This is a genomic window from Corallococcus sp. AS-1-12, from assembly GCF_020036995.1.
Lineage (GTDB): Bacteria > Myxococcota > Myxococcia > Myxococcales > Myxococcaceae > Corallococcus.
Map to the genome: position 1 here is coordinate 163,896 of NZ_JAIQDD010000008.1, position 16,791 is coordinate 180,686.

The 16,791-nt window shown below is 71.0% G+C and carries 15 protein-coding genes; 7 read left to right on the forward strand and 8 right to left on the reverse strand.

The window, feature by feature from the left end:
* Positions 1–39: 39 nt before the first annotated feature.
* Complete coding sequence (locus K8556_RS15945) at positions 40–981, reverse strand: polysaccharide deacetylase family protein (protein WP_223740930.1); 942 nt, start codon at positions 979–981, stop codon at positions 40–42.
* A complete protein-coding gene (locus tag K8556_RS15950) occupies positions 978–1,448 on the reverse strand; it encodes a MauE/DoxX family redox-associated membrane protein (protein WP_223740931.1) in 471 nt (156 codons plus the stop codon). Before K8556_RS15950 ends, K8556_RS15945 begins: the two co-directional genes overlap by 4 nt.
* A gap of 98 nt (positions 1,449–1,546) precedes the next feature.
* On the opposite strand from K8556_RS15950, the gene K8556_RS15955 reads away from it, so the two are divergent.
* A complete protein-coding gene (locus tag K8556_RS15955) occupies positions 1,547–2,485 on the forward strand; it encodes a LysR family transcriptional regulator (protein ID WP_223740932.1) in 939 nt (312 codons plus the stop codon).
* 30 nt (positions 2,486–2,515) lie between these two features.
* Here K8556_RS15955 and K8556_RS15960 read toward each other — a convergent pair whose 3' ends face one another.
* Both K8556_RS15960 and K8556_RS15965 read right to left on the reverse strand, forming a co-directional pair.
* The gene (locus K8556_RS15960) at positions 2,516–3,100 is read right to left on the reverse strand and encodes a hypothetical protein (RefSeq protein WP_223740933.1); all 585 of its coding nucleotides are present in this window, start codon (positions 3,098–3,100) and stop codon (positions 2,516–2,518) included.
* Positions 3,097–3,795, reverse strand: a complete 699-nt coding sequence (locus K8556_RS15965; RefSeq protein ID WP_223740934.1) for a hypothetical protein — start codon at positions 3,793–3,795, stop codon at positions 3,097–3,099. The genes K8556_RS15960 and K8556_RS15965 overlap by 4 nt, the downstream gene beginning before the upstream one ends.
* Positions 3,796–3,987: 192 nt before the next feature.
* Here K8556_RS15965 and K8556_RS15970 point away from each other — a divergent pair, with 192 nt between their 5' ends.
* The 5 genes from K8556_RS15970 to K8556_RS15990 all read left to right on the forward strand — a co-directional run bounded on the left by K8556_RS15970 (position 3,988) and on the right by K8556_RS15990 (position 10,935).
* On the forward strand, positions 3,988–5,364 hold the full coding sequence (locus K8556_RS15970; protein WP_223740935.1) for a bifunctional lysylphosphatidylglycerol flippase/synthetase MprF: 1,377 nt from the start codon (positions 3,988–3,990) through the stop codon (positions 5,362–5,364).
* Positions 5,365–5,653: 289 nt separating this feature from the next.
* Complete coding sequence (locus tag K8556_RS15975; RefSeq protein WP_223740936.1) at positions 5,654–7,549, forward strand: sodium:proton antiporter; 1,896 nt, start codon at positions 5,654–5,656, stop codon at positions 7,547–7,549.
* Positions 7,550–7,651: 102 nt separating this feature from the next.
* A complete protein-coding gene (locus tag K8556_RS15980) occupies positions 7,652–8,962 on the forward strand; it encodes a cytochrome-c peroxidase (protein ID WP_223740937.1) in 1,311 nt (436 codons plus the stop codon).
* Between the two features lie 12 nt (positions 8,963–8,974).
* Positions 8,975–10,093: a metallophosphoesterase gene (locus tag K8556_RS15985; protein ID WP_223740938.1), complete on the forward strand. Its 1,119-nt coding sequence runs from the start codon at positions 8,975–8,977 to the stop codon at positions 10,091–10,093.
* A gap of 23 nt (positions 10,094–10,116) precedes the next feature.
* Positions 10,117–10,935: a c-type cytochrome gene (locus K8556_RS15990; RefSeq protein ID WP_223740939.1), complete on the forward strand. Its 819-nt coding sequence runs from the start codon at positions 10,117–10,119 to the stop codon at positions 10,933–10,935.
* Between the two features lie 39 nt (positions 10,936–10,974).
* Here the strand turns inward: K8556_RS15990 and K8556_RS15995 are convergent, their stop codons facing one another.
* Together K8556_RS15995 and K8556_RS16000 are read right to left on the reverse strand one after the other, a co-directional pair.
* The gene (locus tag K8556_RS15995; RefSeq protein WP_223740940.1) at positions 10,975–11,163 is read right to left on the reverse strand and encodes a hypothetical protein; all 189 of its coding nucleotides are present in this window, start codon (positions 11,161–11,163) and stop codon (positions 10,975–10,977) included.
* A 56-nt stretch (positions 11,164–11,219) separates the two neighbouring features.
* Positions 11,220–11,429: a hypothetical protein gene (locus K8556_RS16000; RefSeq protein ID WP_223740941.1), complete on the reverse strand. Its 210-nt coding sequence runs from the start codon at positions 11,427–11,429 to the stop codon at positions 11,220–11,222.
* Positions 11,430–12,373: 944 nt separating this feature from the next.
* On the opposite strand from K8556_RS16000, the gene K8556_RS16005 reads away from it, so the two are divergent.
* Entirely contained in the window at positions 12,374–14,737 is a 2,364-nt protein-coding gene (locus K8556_RS16005) for a hypothetical protein (RefSeq protein WP_223740942.1), read from the forward strand.
* A gap of 42 nt (positions 14,738–14,779) precedes the next feature.
* On the opposite strand, the gene K8556_RS16010 is transcribed toward K8556_RS16005, so the two are convergent.
* Together K8556_RS16010 and K8556_RS16015 are read right to left on the reverse strand one after the other, a co-directional pair.
* Positions 14,780–15,814, reverse strand: coding sequence for a rod shape-determining protein (locus tag K8556_RS16010; protein ID WP_014400170.1), 1,035 nt, complete (start codon positions 15,812–15,814; stop codon positions 14,780–14,782).
* 207 nt (positions 15,815–16,021) lie between these two features.
* Positions 16,022–16,741 carry a glycosyltransferase family 2 protein gene (locus tag K8556_RS16015; RefSeq protein WP_223740943.1) on the reverse strand — a complete coding sequence of 240 codons (720 nt, stop codon included), beginning with the start codon at positions 16,739–16,741 and terminating at the stop codon, positions 16,022–16,024.
* Positions 16,742–16,791 lie beyond the last annotated feature (50 nt).

Consider the following 16,791-nt stretch of genomic DNA (forward strand, 5'->3'; position numbering starts at 1 on the left):
GGGCGGCACGGGGCGTCGCCCTGTCCGGATGGCGGCGCCTCAGGTGCCGGCCTGCTCCAGCGTCCAGCGCGCCAGGGTGTCCTTCCGCGCGAACCAGACGCCCGGCTGGCGCTGCGCGTAGCGGATGAACTCCTCCAGCATCTTCACGCGGCCCGGCCTGCCGGAGATGCGGTCGTGCATGCTGATGGACATCATCCTGCGGCGCTCGCCCGCTTCGGCATACAGCGCGTCGAACTCGTTCTTGAGCTCGCTCGCGAACTGGTCCGCGGTGTAGTTGCGCGACTCGAAGTTGAGGATGTCGTTCATCCCCAGCGTGTAGGGCACCACCGCGAAGGGCCTGCCCCGCACGTCCACGACGAAGGGCTCGTCCCGGCTCACGTCGTCGATGTGGTACAGGAACCCCAGGTCCTGGAGGATCTCCAGCGTCCGGGGCGTGCCGCGCATCCAGAAGGCGTTGAAGCCCACCGGCGTCTGTCCCGTGGCGCGCTGGATGGCGCGCACGTTGGCCTCGTAGGAGGCGCGCTCCTCCTCGGGCGTCATGGAGAACTGCGGCGTCCACGTCTGTCCATGCGCGGCGGCCTCGTGCCCGCGCTCGACGATCTCCTTCGCCAGCGCGGGATGGCGCTCCACCGCCTGCCCCACCATGTGCGAGGTCACCTGGACGCCCCGCCGCGAGAACATCTCCAGCAGCCGGGGGATGCCCTCCCTGACGCCGTACTCGTACCAGGTGGCCACCGGCAGGTCCGGGTACTTCGCGTCGATGGGCGGGAACGGACTGCTCGCGCCGCGCTCGGGCTGCGCGCCGGCTTCGAACTGGAGCGACAGGGAGATGGCCAGCCGCGCGCCTCCCGGCCAGAAGCCCTTCTTCGCGGAGGCCTTCGCCGCGCCGCGCGCGGGGACTTGCGCGGCCACGGCCCCCGACACCGCGAGCGCGCCGGCGGCCACGGCGGTACCGGACAGGAACTGGCGCCGGGTGCTCACGGGACGCTCCGGGGCGTCGCGGCGGGCGCGGAGGGGCGCAGCCGGTCCAGGGCCAGGGCGTTGAAGCGCGCGGTGCCCAGCAGCGCGGCGTAGAGGCCCACGTAGAGCATCTGCACGCTCAACATCTCCCACTCGCTCCGCAGCGCCGTGCCGAACACGAGCGCCAGCATCAGCAGCCCTCCCGCCGCGAGCGCATGGCGCGTCAGCAGCCCCACCAGCACCAGCGCGCCCACCGCCGTCTCCGCGAAGGGCAGCACCCACGCGAAGGGCCGCACCAGCGCCCCGGGCAGCAGGGAGGACTCGAAGGCCTTCACCAGTCCGTCGGCGAAGGCCCCGGGGCCCCCCACCAGCCGCACCACGCCGTGCAGCAGGATGTTGAGGCCCAGGGTGATGCGCAGCAGGGCGTAGCCGGCCTCGCCGTCGGTGAGGCCGAACAGGCGTCCGGCTTCGGGGGAAGGTGTCCGCATGGGTGCTCCTCCAGAGGGGGGCGCGGTGGGCGTCCCCGGTGCCCTTCTCTTGCGCCGGGGGAGCGGGATTGGGAACGTGGTCCCGAGGAACGACGCCTGTGCCCCAGCGGAAAAAGCCGAGCCCCCTGCTCTTCGACGAGGTGATGCCGCTGCACGTCTTCGTGCGGGTCGTGGAGGACGGCGGCTTCTCCGCGGCGGCGCGAAGGCTGGGCCTGACGCCCTCCGCGGTGAGCAAGCAGGTGGCCCACCTGGAGTCGCGCCTGGGGGCGCGGCTGTTGCGGAGGACCACGCACCACGTGAGCCTCACGGAGGCCGGCCGCGTCTTCCACGAGCACTGCCGCCGGGTGTTGGCGGAGCTGGAGGACGCCGCGCTGTCCGTCACGGCCCTGGATGAAGCGCCCCGGGGCCTGCTGCGCATCGCCGCGCCCGCGGTGCTGGGCGAGGTCCACGTCGGCGCGATGGCCGCCGCGTTCCAGGCCGCCCATCCGGAGGTGCGGGTGGACCTGGACGCCAGCGACCGGCTGGTGGACCTGGTGGAGGAGGGCTTCGACGTGGCGATCCGCATCGCGGACGCGCTGGAGGACAGCACGCTGGTGGCGCGGCGCCTGGGCCCGGAGCAGCGCCTGCTGTGCGCGAGCCCCGCCTACCTCCAGCGGCGCGGGACGCCGCGCACGCCAGAAGCCCTGCTGGAGCACGACTGTCTGACCTTCAAGCGCGGGCATACCCCCATGGCGTGGCAGCTCGAGGGTCCTGACGGCGGACACCGCCTGCGGGTCTCCGGGCCCTTCCAATCCAACAACAACCTCATCCTGCGGCAGGCCGCCCTCCAGGGACGGGGCATCGCCAACCTGCCCGGCTATCTGGTGCTGGACGACCTGCGCGCGGGCACGCTGGTGACGCTGCTGCCGCGGGCCCCGGTGGCCGGGCGGAGCATCTTCCTGGTCCATCCGCACCGCCGGCTCATCCCCGCCAAGGTGCGCGCCTTCACGGAGTTCTGCGTGCACGCCTTCGCCCGCTTCCTCCCGCCTCCCGCGTGAGGCGCGGCCTCCGGCACCGGGACCCGGGCCCTACAGCCCACCCACCTCCAGCGCGCCGCCCAGGCCCGGGAAGGTCTTGGTGACGTTGGCGCTGAAGATGATGTCCTCCAGCACGATGTTCACCGGCAGCCCGCCCGTGGGCAGGCCGCTGGTCCGCGTGACGGTGTTCTCCACGATGAGCCACACGCGCCGCTGGCCCAGGGCCTGCTTCAGCGCGGGGCTGTCCACCGTGAGCGGTGTGCGGCTGGCGGGCGCGAACGCGCGCGGCGCCAGCAGCAACGTCGACGCCGCGTAGTACGGCGGCAGGTTGGCCTCCGTGTAGGTCCTGGGCGTGCCCGGCTCCGCCTGCCCCGTGAAGGACAGCCGCGCGCCCATCTGGAGCGTCAGGACCTGGGAGGGATTGACCACCGTGAGCGCGGCCTGCACCGTGTTGACGGTGACGACCGACAGGTCGCGCGTCTCCTCCGGCAGGTCCAGCGCCACCTCCGCGTAGACCGGCGCCAGCACCGACGTCACCGGCACCGTCTGGGTGAACGGCGCCGTCTCCACGTGGATCTCCGCCGAACACGACGCCAGCAGCAGCCCGGCCGCGCACGGGATGAGTCGCCGCATCATCGGAAGCTCCAGGACAGGTCGAAGGTGGGCAGCACCGGCAGGTCCTCGCCCGGGAGCGCCGGGTCGCTCAGGTCCACGTAGGCCGCGCCCAGCGCCAGGCCAAGGTGCTCGCCGCCGTAGCGCACGCCCGCGGCGGCCTTCAGCTTCGCGCCGCCCTTCACGCGCATGCCGCCTTCCGCGATGAGCGACCACGCCCCGGTGAAGTTCCACGCCACCGCGCCGGTGAAGGCCAGGTAGTCGGAGTCGTACCGCGCATAGCGCGCCTCGCCCTGCACCAGCACCGGGCCCAGCGACAGGCCATACACGCCGTAGAAGGCCGGGCCGGACAGCTCCGGCGTGAAGCGCTGGATGGCGGGCTCCTGGGACTCCACCTGGCCCGAGTACACCGACGCGCCCACGAAGTGCGTGTAGCGCGCGCCCAGCGCCACCCGGTGCGGCCCCGCAGCCAGCGCCCACCGCAGCCCCAGGTTCGGCGCGAGCAGCGCGTCCGCGTAGAGGGACGTGTCCACGGAGAAGCCGGCGAACAGCGGCAGCGCCGTTCGCTGGAGGCCCACCACCGGCGCGTCGATGACCTCCGCCGCGTCCGAGGTGAGCAGCCGCGCGACGTTGGTGCGCACCTGCGCGGAGGCCGCGGCCGGCAGCAGGAGCAGGGCGGACAGCAGCCCGGTGGATGGGATGAAGCGGGATGGGGGCACGGCTCACGGCTCCGGAAGAACGCGGGGACGTCTTCCATCGTTGCGCTCAAGCGGCCGGATTGGATCCATTCCCCGCGCACTCCCCCTGGGGACGGTGCACTTCCACACGGTCCGTCCAGGGAGGGCCCTGTCTCCCCGCGTGGCTTTGGCTGGCGGGGCTGCTCCGTGGGACGTAGTTTGAGCGCAAACACCATGGCCGACCCCCTCCAGGACCCCGCAGGCGACCCGCGCGAGCGGGTGCTGGCGCTGCTCAAGCGCCACGGCTGGAACGCGACGTCCTTCCAGGTGCTGCAGCCGGGCTTCCAGTACTGGTTCGCGCCGGAGGGGGACGGGTGCATCGCCTACGTGGACACGGGCGGCGCGTGGGTGGCGGGAGGGGGCCCCATCGCGGCGCAGGAGCGCGTGCGTGACGTGGTGGAGGCCTTCCACCGTGCGGCCCGGGGCGCTGGCAGGCGCGTGAGCTTCTTCGCCACGGAGTCGCGCTTCTCGCGGCTGGTGCCGTTCGAGGAGCTGCCCATCGGCGAGCAGCCGGTGTGGGACCCGGCGAAGTGGGAGGCGGTGGTGAAGGGCAGCCGCAGCCTGCGTGAGCAGCTCCGCCGCGCGCGCTCCCACGGCGTGCGGGTTCGCGAGGTGCCCGCCGAGGTGATGGAGACGGAGGGCCACCCGCTGCGCGCGGCGGTGGAGGTGCTGGCCGAGCACTGGCTCGCGTCGCGCCGCATGGCGACGATGGGCTTCCTGGTGGGGCTGGCTCCGGGGGCCTTCGCCCGGGAGCGCCGCGCCTTCGTGGCGGAGGTGGAGGGCCGCCTGGTGGGCTTCCTGTCGGTGACGCCGGTGTACGCGCGCGAAGGCTGGTTCCTCCAGGACCTGCTGCGGGAGCCCACCGCGCCCAACGGCACGGCGGAGACGCTGGTGGACGCCGCGATGCGGGCCGCCGCGTTGAACGGGCGCCGGTACGTGACGCTGGGGCTGGCGCCGCTCGCGGGGCCGGTGCGGCCGTGGCTGCGGTTCGCGCGCAGCGCCGGGCGCCCGCTGTTCGACTTCGAGGGCCTGCGCTCGTTCAAGGCGAAGTTCCGCCCTGACGCGTGGGTGACGCTCTATCTGTCCCACCCGAAGGACGAGCCCGCGCCGTGGGCCATCTACGACGCGCTCCGGGCATTCGCGCGGGGGAGCCTGGTGAAGTTCGGGCTCGTCACGCTGCTGCGCCGGCCGCGCCTCTTCGTGCGCGCGCTGACGGCGCTGCTGGTGCCGTGGACGGTGTTGCTCGCGTTGCCCATGAGCGCGCACTGGTTCCCCTCGCCGTGGGTGCAGCACGGCTGGGTGGTGTTCGACGTGGGGCTCATCGCGGGCCTGCTGCTGCTCCTGCGCCGCTGGCGCGACGGACTGGCCACGCTGCTGGGGCGGCTCACCACGGCGGATGCATGTCTGACCCTGGTCCAGGCCCTGGCCTTCAACGCCGCCCGCGCGCGAGGGCCGTGGGACTGGGGCATCATCATCGCGTCGGTGCTCGCCCCCGCGACGGCGTCCGCCATGCTGCTGCGCTCACGCGATCTGCGCGTGCCGGAGCCGTGAATCACGGGGAGGCTGCGTCCGTGGCCGGCGCTGACATGGATCTCCAGGGAGCGGCGCTCCCAGAGCCTCTTCTCCACATCGCAAGGCCAGGCAGGGATGTCCGAGGTGAAGGCTCCTGAAGACGACCAGGACCTGGGGGCGGTAACGGATCCTCATCTCTGCTCCTGAGGACAATCATGGCGCGGGAGCCCGCCGCGTGTCGAAGGCGAGGCTTCGTCTCCCGGCCAACCCTCGGTCCACGGCTCCGGTCCACGCCGCATGCGAGCGGCTACGGTGCGCGGCCGCATCCATGGCCTCCCCTTCCTTCGACAATCCCTCGCTGACGCTCGGCCTGTCCCTGGTGGCGGGCATCCTCGCGCAGTTGCTGGCCCGGCACCTGAGCGTGCCCGGCATCGTCGTGCTCCTGTCCTCGGGCGTGCTGCTGGGGCCGGAGGGCCTGGGGCTCATCCAGCCCGCGTCCCTGGGGCCCGCGCTCCAGACCGTGGTGGGCTTCTCCGTGTCCGTCATCCTCTTCGAGGGCGCCATGAGCCTGGACGTGCGCAAGCTGCGCCGCGAGGCCCGCTCCATCCAGCGGCTGGTCACCCTGGGCGCCGCCATCACCGCCGTGGGCGGCACCCTGGCCGCCCGGGCCCTCATGGGCTGGGACTGGAGGGTGTCCGCCCTCTTCGGCACCCTGGTCATGGTGACCGGCCCCACAGTCATCACTCCGCTGTTGCGCCGCGTGCGCGTCACCCACCGCGTCGCCACCGTGCTGGAGGCCGAGGGCATCTTCGTGGACGCCGTGGGCGCCATCATCGCCGTCGTCGCCCTGGACATGGCGCTGCACGCCGAAGAGGGACCGTGGCTCCTGGTGAGCGCGCTGGGCTCGCGCTGGGGCGTGGGGCTCGCCGTGGGCGGCATCACGGGGCTCCTCATCACCTTGGGCCTGCGCAAGGTCTCCTGGGTGCCCGAGGACATGACCAACGTCTTCGCCCTCGCCCTGGTGCTGGGCGCCTTCCAGGTGAGCAACGCGCTCGCGCCGGAGAGCGGCGTGCTGGCCGCCATCGCCGCCGGGCTCGTCGTGGGCAATGGCAAGGTGCCCGCCCGCCGGGAGGTGCTCGCCTTCAAGGAACAGCTCACCCTGATGCTGCTGGGCATGCTCTTCATCCTGCTGGCCGCGGACATGCGGCTGTCCCAGGTGACGGCGCTGGGCTGGCGCGGCCTCCTCACCGTGTTCGTCCTGATGCTCGTGGTGCGGCCCGTGGCCGTCGCCGCGTCCACCGCCGGCTCCGGCCTGTCCCGGAACGAAAAGGCCTTCATCGCGTGGCTGGGCCCGCGCGGCATCGTCGCCGCCGCCGTGGCGTCCCTGTTCGCCACGCGCCTGGGCGACCAGGGCGTGCAGGAGGGCCAGGCCCTGCGCGCGCTGGTGTTCCTGGTCATCGGCGTGACGGTGGTGGTGCAGGGCCTGTCCGGCGGCTTCGTGGCGGGGCTGCTGGGCGTGCGCCGCGTGGTGCCGAAGGGCTACGTCCTCCTGGGCGCCAACGCGCTCGCGCGGCAGGTGGCGCACGCGCTCCAGGCGCGCGACGAGGCCGTGCTCCTCGTGGACTCCAGTGACGCCACGCTGAAGCGCGCCCAGCAGGAGGGCCTCCGCGTCCTCTTCGGAAATGGCCTGGAGGAGCGCACGCTGCTGCGCGCGGAGCCCGAAGGCCGTCAGGGCTTCGTGGGCCTCACCCACAACGAAGGCGTCAACCTCCTCTTCGCCGAGCGCGTGCGTGCCCTCCAGCGCACCGCCCGCAGCTACACCGCCCTGCACCGGGGCCACGTCGGGGTGTCCGCGGACACGGTGAGCGCCACGGGCGGCCACATCCTCTTCGGCGCGGAGCGCGACCTGGACGTCTGGGTGACGCGCTGTGAACAGGGCGCCGTGTCCCGCGAGTCCTGGCGCCTGGACGCCCCGCAGGTGGAGGCCACCGTGCCCCCCGCCACCGGCAACCTGGAGGAGGCGCTCGTCCCGCTCGTGCTGGAGCGCGAGACCGGCACCGTCCTCTTCGACGAGTCCACGGTCCCCATGGCCGGCGACCGCGTGGACTTCCTCGTCGCGCACGGACGGAAAGATGAAGCCCACGCGTGGCTTTCCTCTCACGGCTGGCGGCCCGCGGTGTCTGAGATTCCAATCCCAGACACTTCTCCCTCCCCATCGGCCTAGCGGCCGTTGAACGTTTCGCGCGGGTTGCGTGAAATGCCCTGACCGGCCTCGGACCCGGGCGGATGTCCCGCGGCGGCTCCAGAGAACGGGCAGGAGGCGTTCATGCGGCTGCCTTCGGGCGTCGTCACGATGCTCGCCGTGGTGCTCCACTCCGGCGCGGGATGGGCGGCATCTCCCCCTTCAACCCCCGCGACCGCCACACCGCCGAAGCTCCCGCCGGGCGTCTCCGCCACGCTGTGGCGGCTCGCGGTGCCCCAGGGCTCGGAGCCCACGCCGGAGCGGGTGGCGCTGGGGGAGAAGCTCTTCCGCGAAAAGCGCCTGTCCGTGGACAACACCGTGGCCTGCATGACGTGCCACGAGCCGGAGCTGGGCTTCACCGACGGCAAGGCGCTGTCCGAGGGCGTCAAGCAGCAGAAGGTGACGCGCAACAGCCCCACCGTGCTCAACGCCCTCTTCAACGCCACCCAGTTCTGGGACGGCCGCTCGGCCACGCTGGAGGACCAGGCGAAGCTGCCCATCCTCAACCCGCGTGAGATGGGCATGCCGGACCCGGACACCGTCGTGAAGAAGGTGCGCGGCATCCCCGAGTACGTCACCGACTTCCAGAAGGTCTTCGGCCGCGAGCCCAACTTCGACGACCTGGCCGTCGCCATCGCCGCGTTCGAGCGGATGCAGTTCTCCGGCGACGCGCGCTTCGACAGGTTCATGGCGGGGGACAGCAAGGCGCTCACCGCGTCGGAAAAGAACGGCTGGGCGCTCTTCAACGGCAAGGCGCGCTGCAACGCCTGTCACGCGGGCAACGCCGTCTCCCCGCTGTTCAGCGACCAGAAGTTCCACAACATCGGCGTCGCCGCGCACAAGCAGGACTTCGTCGCCCTGGCGCGCAAGGGCGTGCAGGTGGTCCGCACGGGCGACGAGAAGCAAATTGACGAGCTGGCGCTCAACTCGGAGTTCTCCGAGCTGGGGCGCTTCCTCGTCACCAAGCAGGAGAACGACGTGGGCTCGTTCAAGACGCCCATCCTGCGCAACGTGGGCATCACCGGCCCGTACATGCATGACGGGTCGCTCACCACGCTGTGGGACGTGATGGACCACTACAACAAGGGCGGCGTGGCCAATCCCTATCTCGATGGGGGGATGCAGCGGCTGGGGCTCACGGAGCCTGAAATCGACGACCTGGTGGCGTTCCTCTTCACGCTCACGGACACGAAGTTCGACAAGCTCAACAAGGAGCAATTGGCGAAGCAGCGCGCCCGGAAGAACACCCGGCCGGAGCGGGACACCGCCATCGCCACGGGCAAGAAGGGCAACCTGGGGGACCTGGCTCCCAACCCGGACCTGAAAGTGAAGAACCCAGCGGACCTGGGCTTCTACGGCGACGTCACCCCGGTGACGACCACCCAGCAGCGGTAGCGGAGGCGCGCCATGGCCAACAAGTTCCAGAGCATCGAGACGAAGCACTACGCCGAGCGTGACGCCTTCTTCGAGGGCCTCAAGAAGCTGGACCGCCGCGCCTTCATGCGCGTCGCCGGCATCTCCGCGGGCATTGTCGCGGGCATGGGCAAGCTCACGCCCAACAGCTTCCAACTGGTCAACGTGGCGGAGGCGCAGGGGGAGAAGCCGAAGTTCTCCTTCGCGTACATCTCCGACACGCACCTGTATGAGAACAAGCTCAACGACCGCTTCGTGCGCGCCATCCTCAAGGCCGTGGACGACGTGAACGCGCTGGACCCCCAGCCGGACTTCGTCCTCTTCGGCGGTGACCTGGCGCAGTTGGGCCAGGCCGGCGAGCTCAAGCTGGGCGCCCAAATCCTCAAGGCCGTGAAGGCCCCCATCAAGATGATGGTGGGCGAGCACGACTGGTTCCTGGACATGGGCGAGCAGTGGCGCGACCTGTTCGGCGCGCCCCACTACTCCTTCGACCACAAGGGCGTGCACTTCGTGGTGCTCAACTCCATCCTCGAGAAGGACTTCTGGACGGAGCGGAAGCTCTCCCCCATGGAGCGCATGAAGATCGTCGCCGGCCTGGACAATGGCATCCAGTCCCGCTTCGAGGTCGGCGCCGAGCAGCGCCAGTGGCTCCAGAACGACCTGGCCAAGGTGGCGAAGACGACGCCGGTCATCGTCTTCAGCCACTCGCCGCTCTACAAGTACTACAAGCCCTGGAACTTCTGGACCGACGACGCGGACGAGGTGCAGGCCCTCCTCAAGCCGTACGAGAAGGTCACCGTCATCCACGGCCACACGCACCAGTTGCTCAGCAACCGCATTGGCAACATCTCCTTCCACGGGATGCTGTCCACCGCGTGGCCGTGGCCGTACGCGCCGGAGGGCCTGCCGTCCCTCACGGTGCCCATGAACCGCGCGGATCCGTTCAGCCAGTTCGACGGCTGCGGGGATGGCCGCATGGACGTGCTGGAGTCGGGGCTCGTGGACAAGCTCTACAACCTCTGGCAGCGCGACCCCATCACCGTGCGCGCCAGCTACCTGGGCTCCGGTGGCAGGCAGTCCGCGCCCCCCAAGCCCAAGCTGCCCACCTATTAGGACCGGAAGAGGAACCCCTTCCCATGAACCTGCGAATGAAGCTGCTCGTGGTCCCGTGCGCGGCCCTGTCCTTCGCCGGCGGCGTGGCGCTCGCCACGTCCCCGGAGTCGAAGCCTGCGCCGTTGCCCAAGCACGTCGTGCCCGCGTCCAGGGACGGCAACCTGGTGCTGGGCTTGTGTGACGGTGAGACGTCCATGGAAGTGCCCGGCGTGAAGGATGGCCAGAAGCTCACCCGCGCCCAGGCCATCACCGCCACCGCGCAGTTGATGGACGACTGGCGAAAGAAGAACCCGAACGCGAACTGGGACGACGTGCCCGGCCCGGTGCTGGCGCAGGCCTCGCCCCCGGCCACGAAGAAGTCCCCGGCGCCCGCGCCCCAGCCCAACCCCGGCACGAAGCCCGCGGGCAACGACGTGCGCCAGGGCGGCGTGCACGCGGAGTCGGGCGCGAAGGCGGTGCCCCAGCAGCAGAAGGCAAACGTCCAGACGGGTCACACCTACGGCGCGTACTCCGAGCGCGACGAGCAGGTGTGGGCAGACTCCGTGCAGGAGGCCGTCAAGGAAGGCCACCGCGTGTTCCACGACGCGGACGCGCTGGGCGGAACGGTGGGCGTGTCCTGCGACATGTGCCATCCGGACGCGGCCAACACCCACCCGGAGACCTACCCGAAGTACCAGGTGCAGCTAGGCCGCGTGGCGTTGCTGCGCGACATGATCAACTGGTGCATCGAGAACCCGGTGCGCGGCAAGCCGCTGGCGGACGGCGACCCGAAGATGCGCGCGATGGAGGCGTACATCTACGCGCAGCGCAAGGGCGTGAAGCTGGAGTACGGCAAGCACTGAAGTCCGGGCGGTACCGAGGGCCCCGGGCGCTTCATGCGCTCAGGGGCCCGGCAACAGGCCCAGGGCCATATGCGCCGCGCGGAACGGCTCCGCGAGCAGCAGGCCGAAGACGATTTGCAGCGGCGTCAGGTGCCGTCCGTCGGTCGATGACGCCCTTCGTCGGGCCGCGTTCATCCCGGCGGCGCAGGGACGCCCCAGCGCGAGGACGCCACCCCGGACACGAGCCATGGGCTCACGAGAGAAGGCATCCAGCGCGCTCGGGATGGGACGCGAACCCGCGTCCGTCACATGCGGTTGAGGAAGAAGCGGACCAGGAGGAACAGCGCCATCGCATAGGCGTATCCCAGCAGCACGCGACCGGCGATGCGCTGTGGCGACGGCTTGCGCGGACCGGCTTCCGGAGGCGGCGCACGGCGCTGGTCGCGCATCACGAGGAAGCGCCCCAGACCGAGCGCGACGATGACGGAGATGATCACGAGGTCGAAGGCACCCATGGTGCGGGAGCTTCGGACAACGGCCCGACGGGATTCAAGGCAAGTGACATGCCTCGTCCCGCCAGTGTCGAACCGCATGAGCCGGTCCATCCGGTTTCCACGGGTCCGATGGGGTGCTCCTCCGGCCGCCGTTGCCCCAAAACCTGTCCGACAGTCGGACAGGTTTCTGAGGCCCGCCTGAGGGGGGGCCCACCCGGTCACGGTGCGCCAAAGCTGTCCGACAGTCGGACCGGTTTCCTCGGCACGGATGGCGGAGGCTCCCTGCCAACCACGGTGGCCCAAGGCTGTCCGACAGTCGGACCGGTTTTCTCGGCGCGGATAGCGGAGGTCCGGGCGGCCCAAAGCTGTCCGACGGTCGGACCGGTTTTCTCGGCACGGATGGCGGAGGCTCCCTGCCAATTACGGTGGTCCAAAGCTGTCCGACAGTCGGACAGGTTTCGGCGGCTCGCATGGGGGCCCCCCCAGTCACGGTGTGCCGGACTTGTCCGACAGTCGGACAGGTTTCCTTGGCCCCCATGGAGGATGGGTCCAGCCAGTCACGGCGTCCCGCCCTTGTCGGACAGGTTTCCCCGGCTCGGATGACGGAGGCCCGGTGGCCCACAGCGGTCCGACAGTCGGACAGGTTTCCTTGGCTCGGATGACGGAGGTCAGTGGCTACAGCGGTCCGACTGTCGGACAGGTTTCCTTGGCTCGGATGGCGGAGGCCCTGGTGGTCCAAAGCTGTCCGACTGTCGGACCGGTTTTGGCCGCTCGCCGCCAAGAGGGGGGCCGGCAGGGTTCTTATGTTCTCATTCGTGGGGGGCGGCCTTCTGGCCCGAAGGCCCTGTGCCGCGACGGATGCTGGTTGCCCTCCTGCGGTTGACGGCATTCAGGGCCTTGGTTTGACGGGATTCCAGGTTCGGGGGCTTGCCTTTCCCCCGCCCGCACCCGGTTGAATGCGGGCCATGTCCCTCGCCCCTGTCTCGGACCCCAGCGGCCTGCTGGAGCGCGCGCCGCGTCTGACGGAGCTCCTGCCGGATGCCGCGCTGTCGGAGGCGCTCTCGCGGGGGGATGCGTGGGCGGTGCACGCGGTGCTCTCACGCCGGCTGGAGCACGAGCCTCCCGGACCCACACGGGCGCTGCTGACGGCGCTGGTGGAGGACCGCGGCGCCTTCGTCATCGCGGGCCGTCCGCCGCCCGCGTCCTCCGTGCTGGGCACGGGCGTGCGGTGGAAGGGCTCGCCTCCGCGCGGCGCCGCTCCGGACGCGCCCTTCGTCGCCGAGCGCACCGTGACGGTCCTGGGCGTTCCCGTGTGGCCCCTGGAGGACTACCTCGTGCGCGCGGATGGCAAGGCGCCGCTCCAGGTCATCGGGCAGGTGCCGCCCTCACGCGGCAGGGCTCGCCGCCGCGCCGTGGCCCTGGCCGGGATGGCGCTGGGGCTCTGCGGCCTGGTGGGGCTGGGCGCGGTGTGGCTGGAGGCTCGCGGCATGCGCGCCGTGACCGTCGTCAATGGCCTGTCACGCCCCGTGGACGTGCGCATCGGCGGCGAGCACTGGGTGGTGGCGCCCGGGACGCAGGAGCAGGGGCGCGTGAAGCTGGGAGACGACCTGCTCCACGCGGTGACGACCTGGCCCGGCCAGGCGCCCGTCATCGAGGACGTGGTGCTGCCGACCGAGGGCGAGCGCATCCTCTACAACGTGAAGGGCGCGGCGATGCTGAAGGCGGAGGCCTCCGACAGGAGCCTCCCCTCCCGGTCCCTGCCGGAGGCCGCCTCGGTGCTCCAGTCCGGCGAACAGCTCTCCGTCCAGGCCGCGAGCTGGGAGGCCGCCGCGCAGGCCTTCGCGGAGGAGGGGCGCTGGCAGGCCGCGGGCCGCGTGGCGTCCGCCGTGGCGGAGGTGGAGCCGGGCAACACCCTGGCGCGCGAGATGGCCGCGCGCGCGTGGCTCTTCGTGGACACGCAGGTGCCCGCGAATCTGCCGGCCGACCTGCGCTGGCGCAACACGCGCGACTTCGCGGCGATGCTGATGCACACCTGGCAGGAGGACCCGGCCGCGCAGGCGCTGGCCCTGTCGTTGATGCGCTACATCGGCCAGGGGGCCCAGGCCCGCGCACGCTACGCGGAGCACGCGCAGATGCATCCGGGCTCACCGCTGGCGGCCCTCTACCTGCAGCGCGCGAGCCCGCCGGACCTGGGCTCCGCGGGCGCCGTGGACGCCTACGCGAAACTGGCGGAGCGCTTCCCGGACTCGCCCGAGCTGATGCGCGCGTGGTTCGAGGCGCGGTGGCGCTTCGAACTGGAGCACCCGTCCAAGTCGGACCGGGGAGACGACCTCGGAGGCCCGCCGTACGAGGTCCGGACGGCGGAGCTGTTGAAGCCCTTCCTGGAGAAGCACCCGCCGGAGACCCTGGAGGCGCTGGAGCTGGACGTGCGCATCCTCCTGCGCGCGCGGCTGCGAGACGCGGCCACGGCGCTGGTGCGCCGCTACGGCCAGGACCCGCGCCGCCGGACCTGGGACTTCCTGGTGCTGGCCGGACGCACGGCGGAGGCCGCCGGGCCCGAGCACACGTCCTACGTGATGCGCGATTGGATCCCCTCCGCCCTCGCGCGCCAGCCGGAGCGGATGGCGCTGCTGGACCTGCTCACCGGCCAGCGCTCGCCAAAGGACGCGGAACTCGCCGCGCTGGCGTCCCCCGAGGCCCGCTCCGTGCTGCGCCTCACCCGGGATGTGCTCGTGGACCCGAGGCGCGCGCTGAAGGAGGCCGAGGGCGACCCCTCGGCCGTGCTGTCCCAACTGGACCCCGAGGTCCTCGCGCTGCTCGCCCTGGAGTACACGCGCACCGGCGATGACGTGGGCAGACGGCTCTTCAGCTTCTCGCTGCCGCTGATGCTCGCGCGCGATCCGCTGCGAAAGCACGTGCTGTCCGCCTCGGGCGCCCCTGGACCGGACTTCAGCCGCCTGCCCCTGGGCTTTCGCGCCGCCGCCACCCTGGTCCACGCCCGGCGCGACGCGAAGGAGGGCTACGCGGTGTTCACGGAGCGGCTGGACGGGCTCTCCCGCATGGACGCCCTGGGCGGCTTGTCGGTCCGCGCCGCCAGCGCCTGGATGCGGCGCGCGTTCGACGCCTGCATGGGCACGAAGGTGGAGCAGCCCCTGCCTCCGGGCACCCTCCTGAGCGGTGAGCTCCTGACGGAGAAGGCCCGCCAGGAGGATGACCGGGAGGGCCGCCGCGCCCACTGCGAGGCGCGCATCGTCACCCCCACCGGGCTGCCTCTGCCCCGGGCCACCGCCACGACGGCGGCCGGAAACGCGAACGGCGCCGACCCCTGAGAGAGGTCCGGCGCCGTCACGGTGCTGCGGGGGAGGGGAACCTCAGCCCGGCTGGCAGACCTGGCGGAGGATGTCCAACGACTCCAGCGCCTTGCCCGCGCCAATCACCACGGCGGACAGCGGGTCCTCCGCGAGGAACACCGGCAGGCCCGTCTCCTCGCGCAAGAGCGTGTCCAGGTTCTTGAGCAGCGCGCCGCCACCGGCCAGCACGATGCCGCGGTCCGCGATGTCACCGGCCAGCTCCGGCGGCGTGCGCTCCAGCGTCAGCTTCACCGCTTCCACGATGCCGTTGACGGGCTCCGCGAGCGCGTCGCGCACCTCGTCGCTGGACACCGTCAGCGTGCGCGGCACGCCGGCCACCAGGTCGCGACCCTTGATCTCCATGGTCATGACCTCGTCCGTCGGGTACGCCGTGCCGATGCCCATCTTGATGAGCTCCGCCGTGCGCTCGCCGATGAGCAGGTTGTACTTGCGCTTGACGTACTGGATGATCGCCTCGTCCAGCTTGTCGCCGCCGATGCGCACGGACTTGGCGAACACGATGCCCGCGAGGCTGATGACCGCGACGTCGGACGTGCCACCGCCGATGTCCACGATCATGTTGCCGCTGGGCTCCGTCACCGGCAGGCCCGCGCCAATCGCCGCGGCCATGGGCTGCTCGATGAGGTAGACCTCGCGCGCGCCCGCGTTGGCGGCCGCCTCACGCACCGCGCGGCGCTCCACCTCCGTGATGCCGGACGGGATGCCGATGATGATGCGCGGGTTCACCAGCGTCTTGCGGTTGTGCGCGCTCTGGATGAAGTAGCGCAGCATCGCGGCGGTGATTTCGAAGTCCGCGATGACGCCGTCCTTCATGGGCCGGATGGCCACGATGTTGCCCGGCGTCCTGCCGAGCATCTCCTTGGCCTCCTTGCCCACGGCGAGCACCTTCTTGCCGCCGCGCGAGTCCTGCTGCACCGCCACGACGGAGGGCTCGTTGGACACGATGCCCTGGCCGCGGATGTAGATGAGCGTGTTCGCCGTACCCAGGTCGATGGCGAGGTCGCGCGAAAACAGGGTGTGGAGCCAGTCGAACATACGGGGACGGAAACTTTCGGAAGGGCCGGAAAACTCCCCGCCCTTCAGACGGAGTGCGTTGTCGAAACTACTACGCGCCGCAATACGGAGGAAGAAAAGCTGGAACGCCCTTCAGGGTGCCGCTCGCTGGACAACCAACCGCACCCGCCCCTCTGTTCCCTTGTCCGCACTCCCACCGCGCTCCCCCGGGCAGCGGCCAGGCGGCCTTCAGCGCTTCAGCGAGTACTTCGCGATGGCGTAGAGGGCGCGGACGCCGTCCTTCCAGCCAATCTTCTTGCCCTCCTCGTAGGTGCGCCCATGGTAGCTGATGGGCACCTCGAAGACGCGCCAGTTGCCGCGCGCCACCTTGGCGGTGATTTCGGGCTCGAAGCCGAACCGGTCCTCCTCCACGTGCACGGAGCGCAGCACCTCCGCGCGGAAGGCCTTGTAGCAGGTCTCCATGTCCGTGAGGTTCAGCCCGCTCGTCATGTTGGAGAGCGTGGTGAGCAGGTGGTTGAGGACGGTGTGCCAGTAGTACAGCACCCGGCGCGGTGACCCGATGAACCGGCTGCCGAAGACGACGTCCGCGTCCCCGTCCAGGATGGGCTGGATGACCCGGGGGATGTCCCGGGGGTCGTACTCCAGGTCCGCGTCCTGCACGAGGACGATGTCCCCCGTGGCCTCGGCGAAGCCCCGGCGCAGCGCGGCCCCCTTGCCCTGGTTCTGCTCCTGGAACAGCACGCGGATGTCGTTCCGGTTCTTCGGCGTGCCCCCCAGGATGTCCAGGCCCTGTTCGGAGAGCTGGCGCAGGAACTCGCGGCTGCCGTCCTTCGAGCAGTCGTCCACCAGGACGAGCTCCTTGGGGAAGTCCACGGCGACGCAGCGCCGGAGGATTTCCGCCAGGGTGGGAATCTCGTTGTAGACGGGGATGACGAGCGAGACGAGCATGGCGGCCCCGCCCTATCGCATTTCCCCCGCCAGGGCGACTCCCTTGCTCA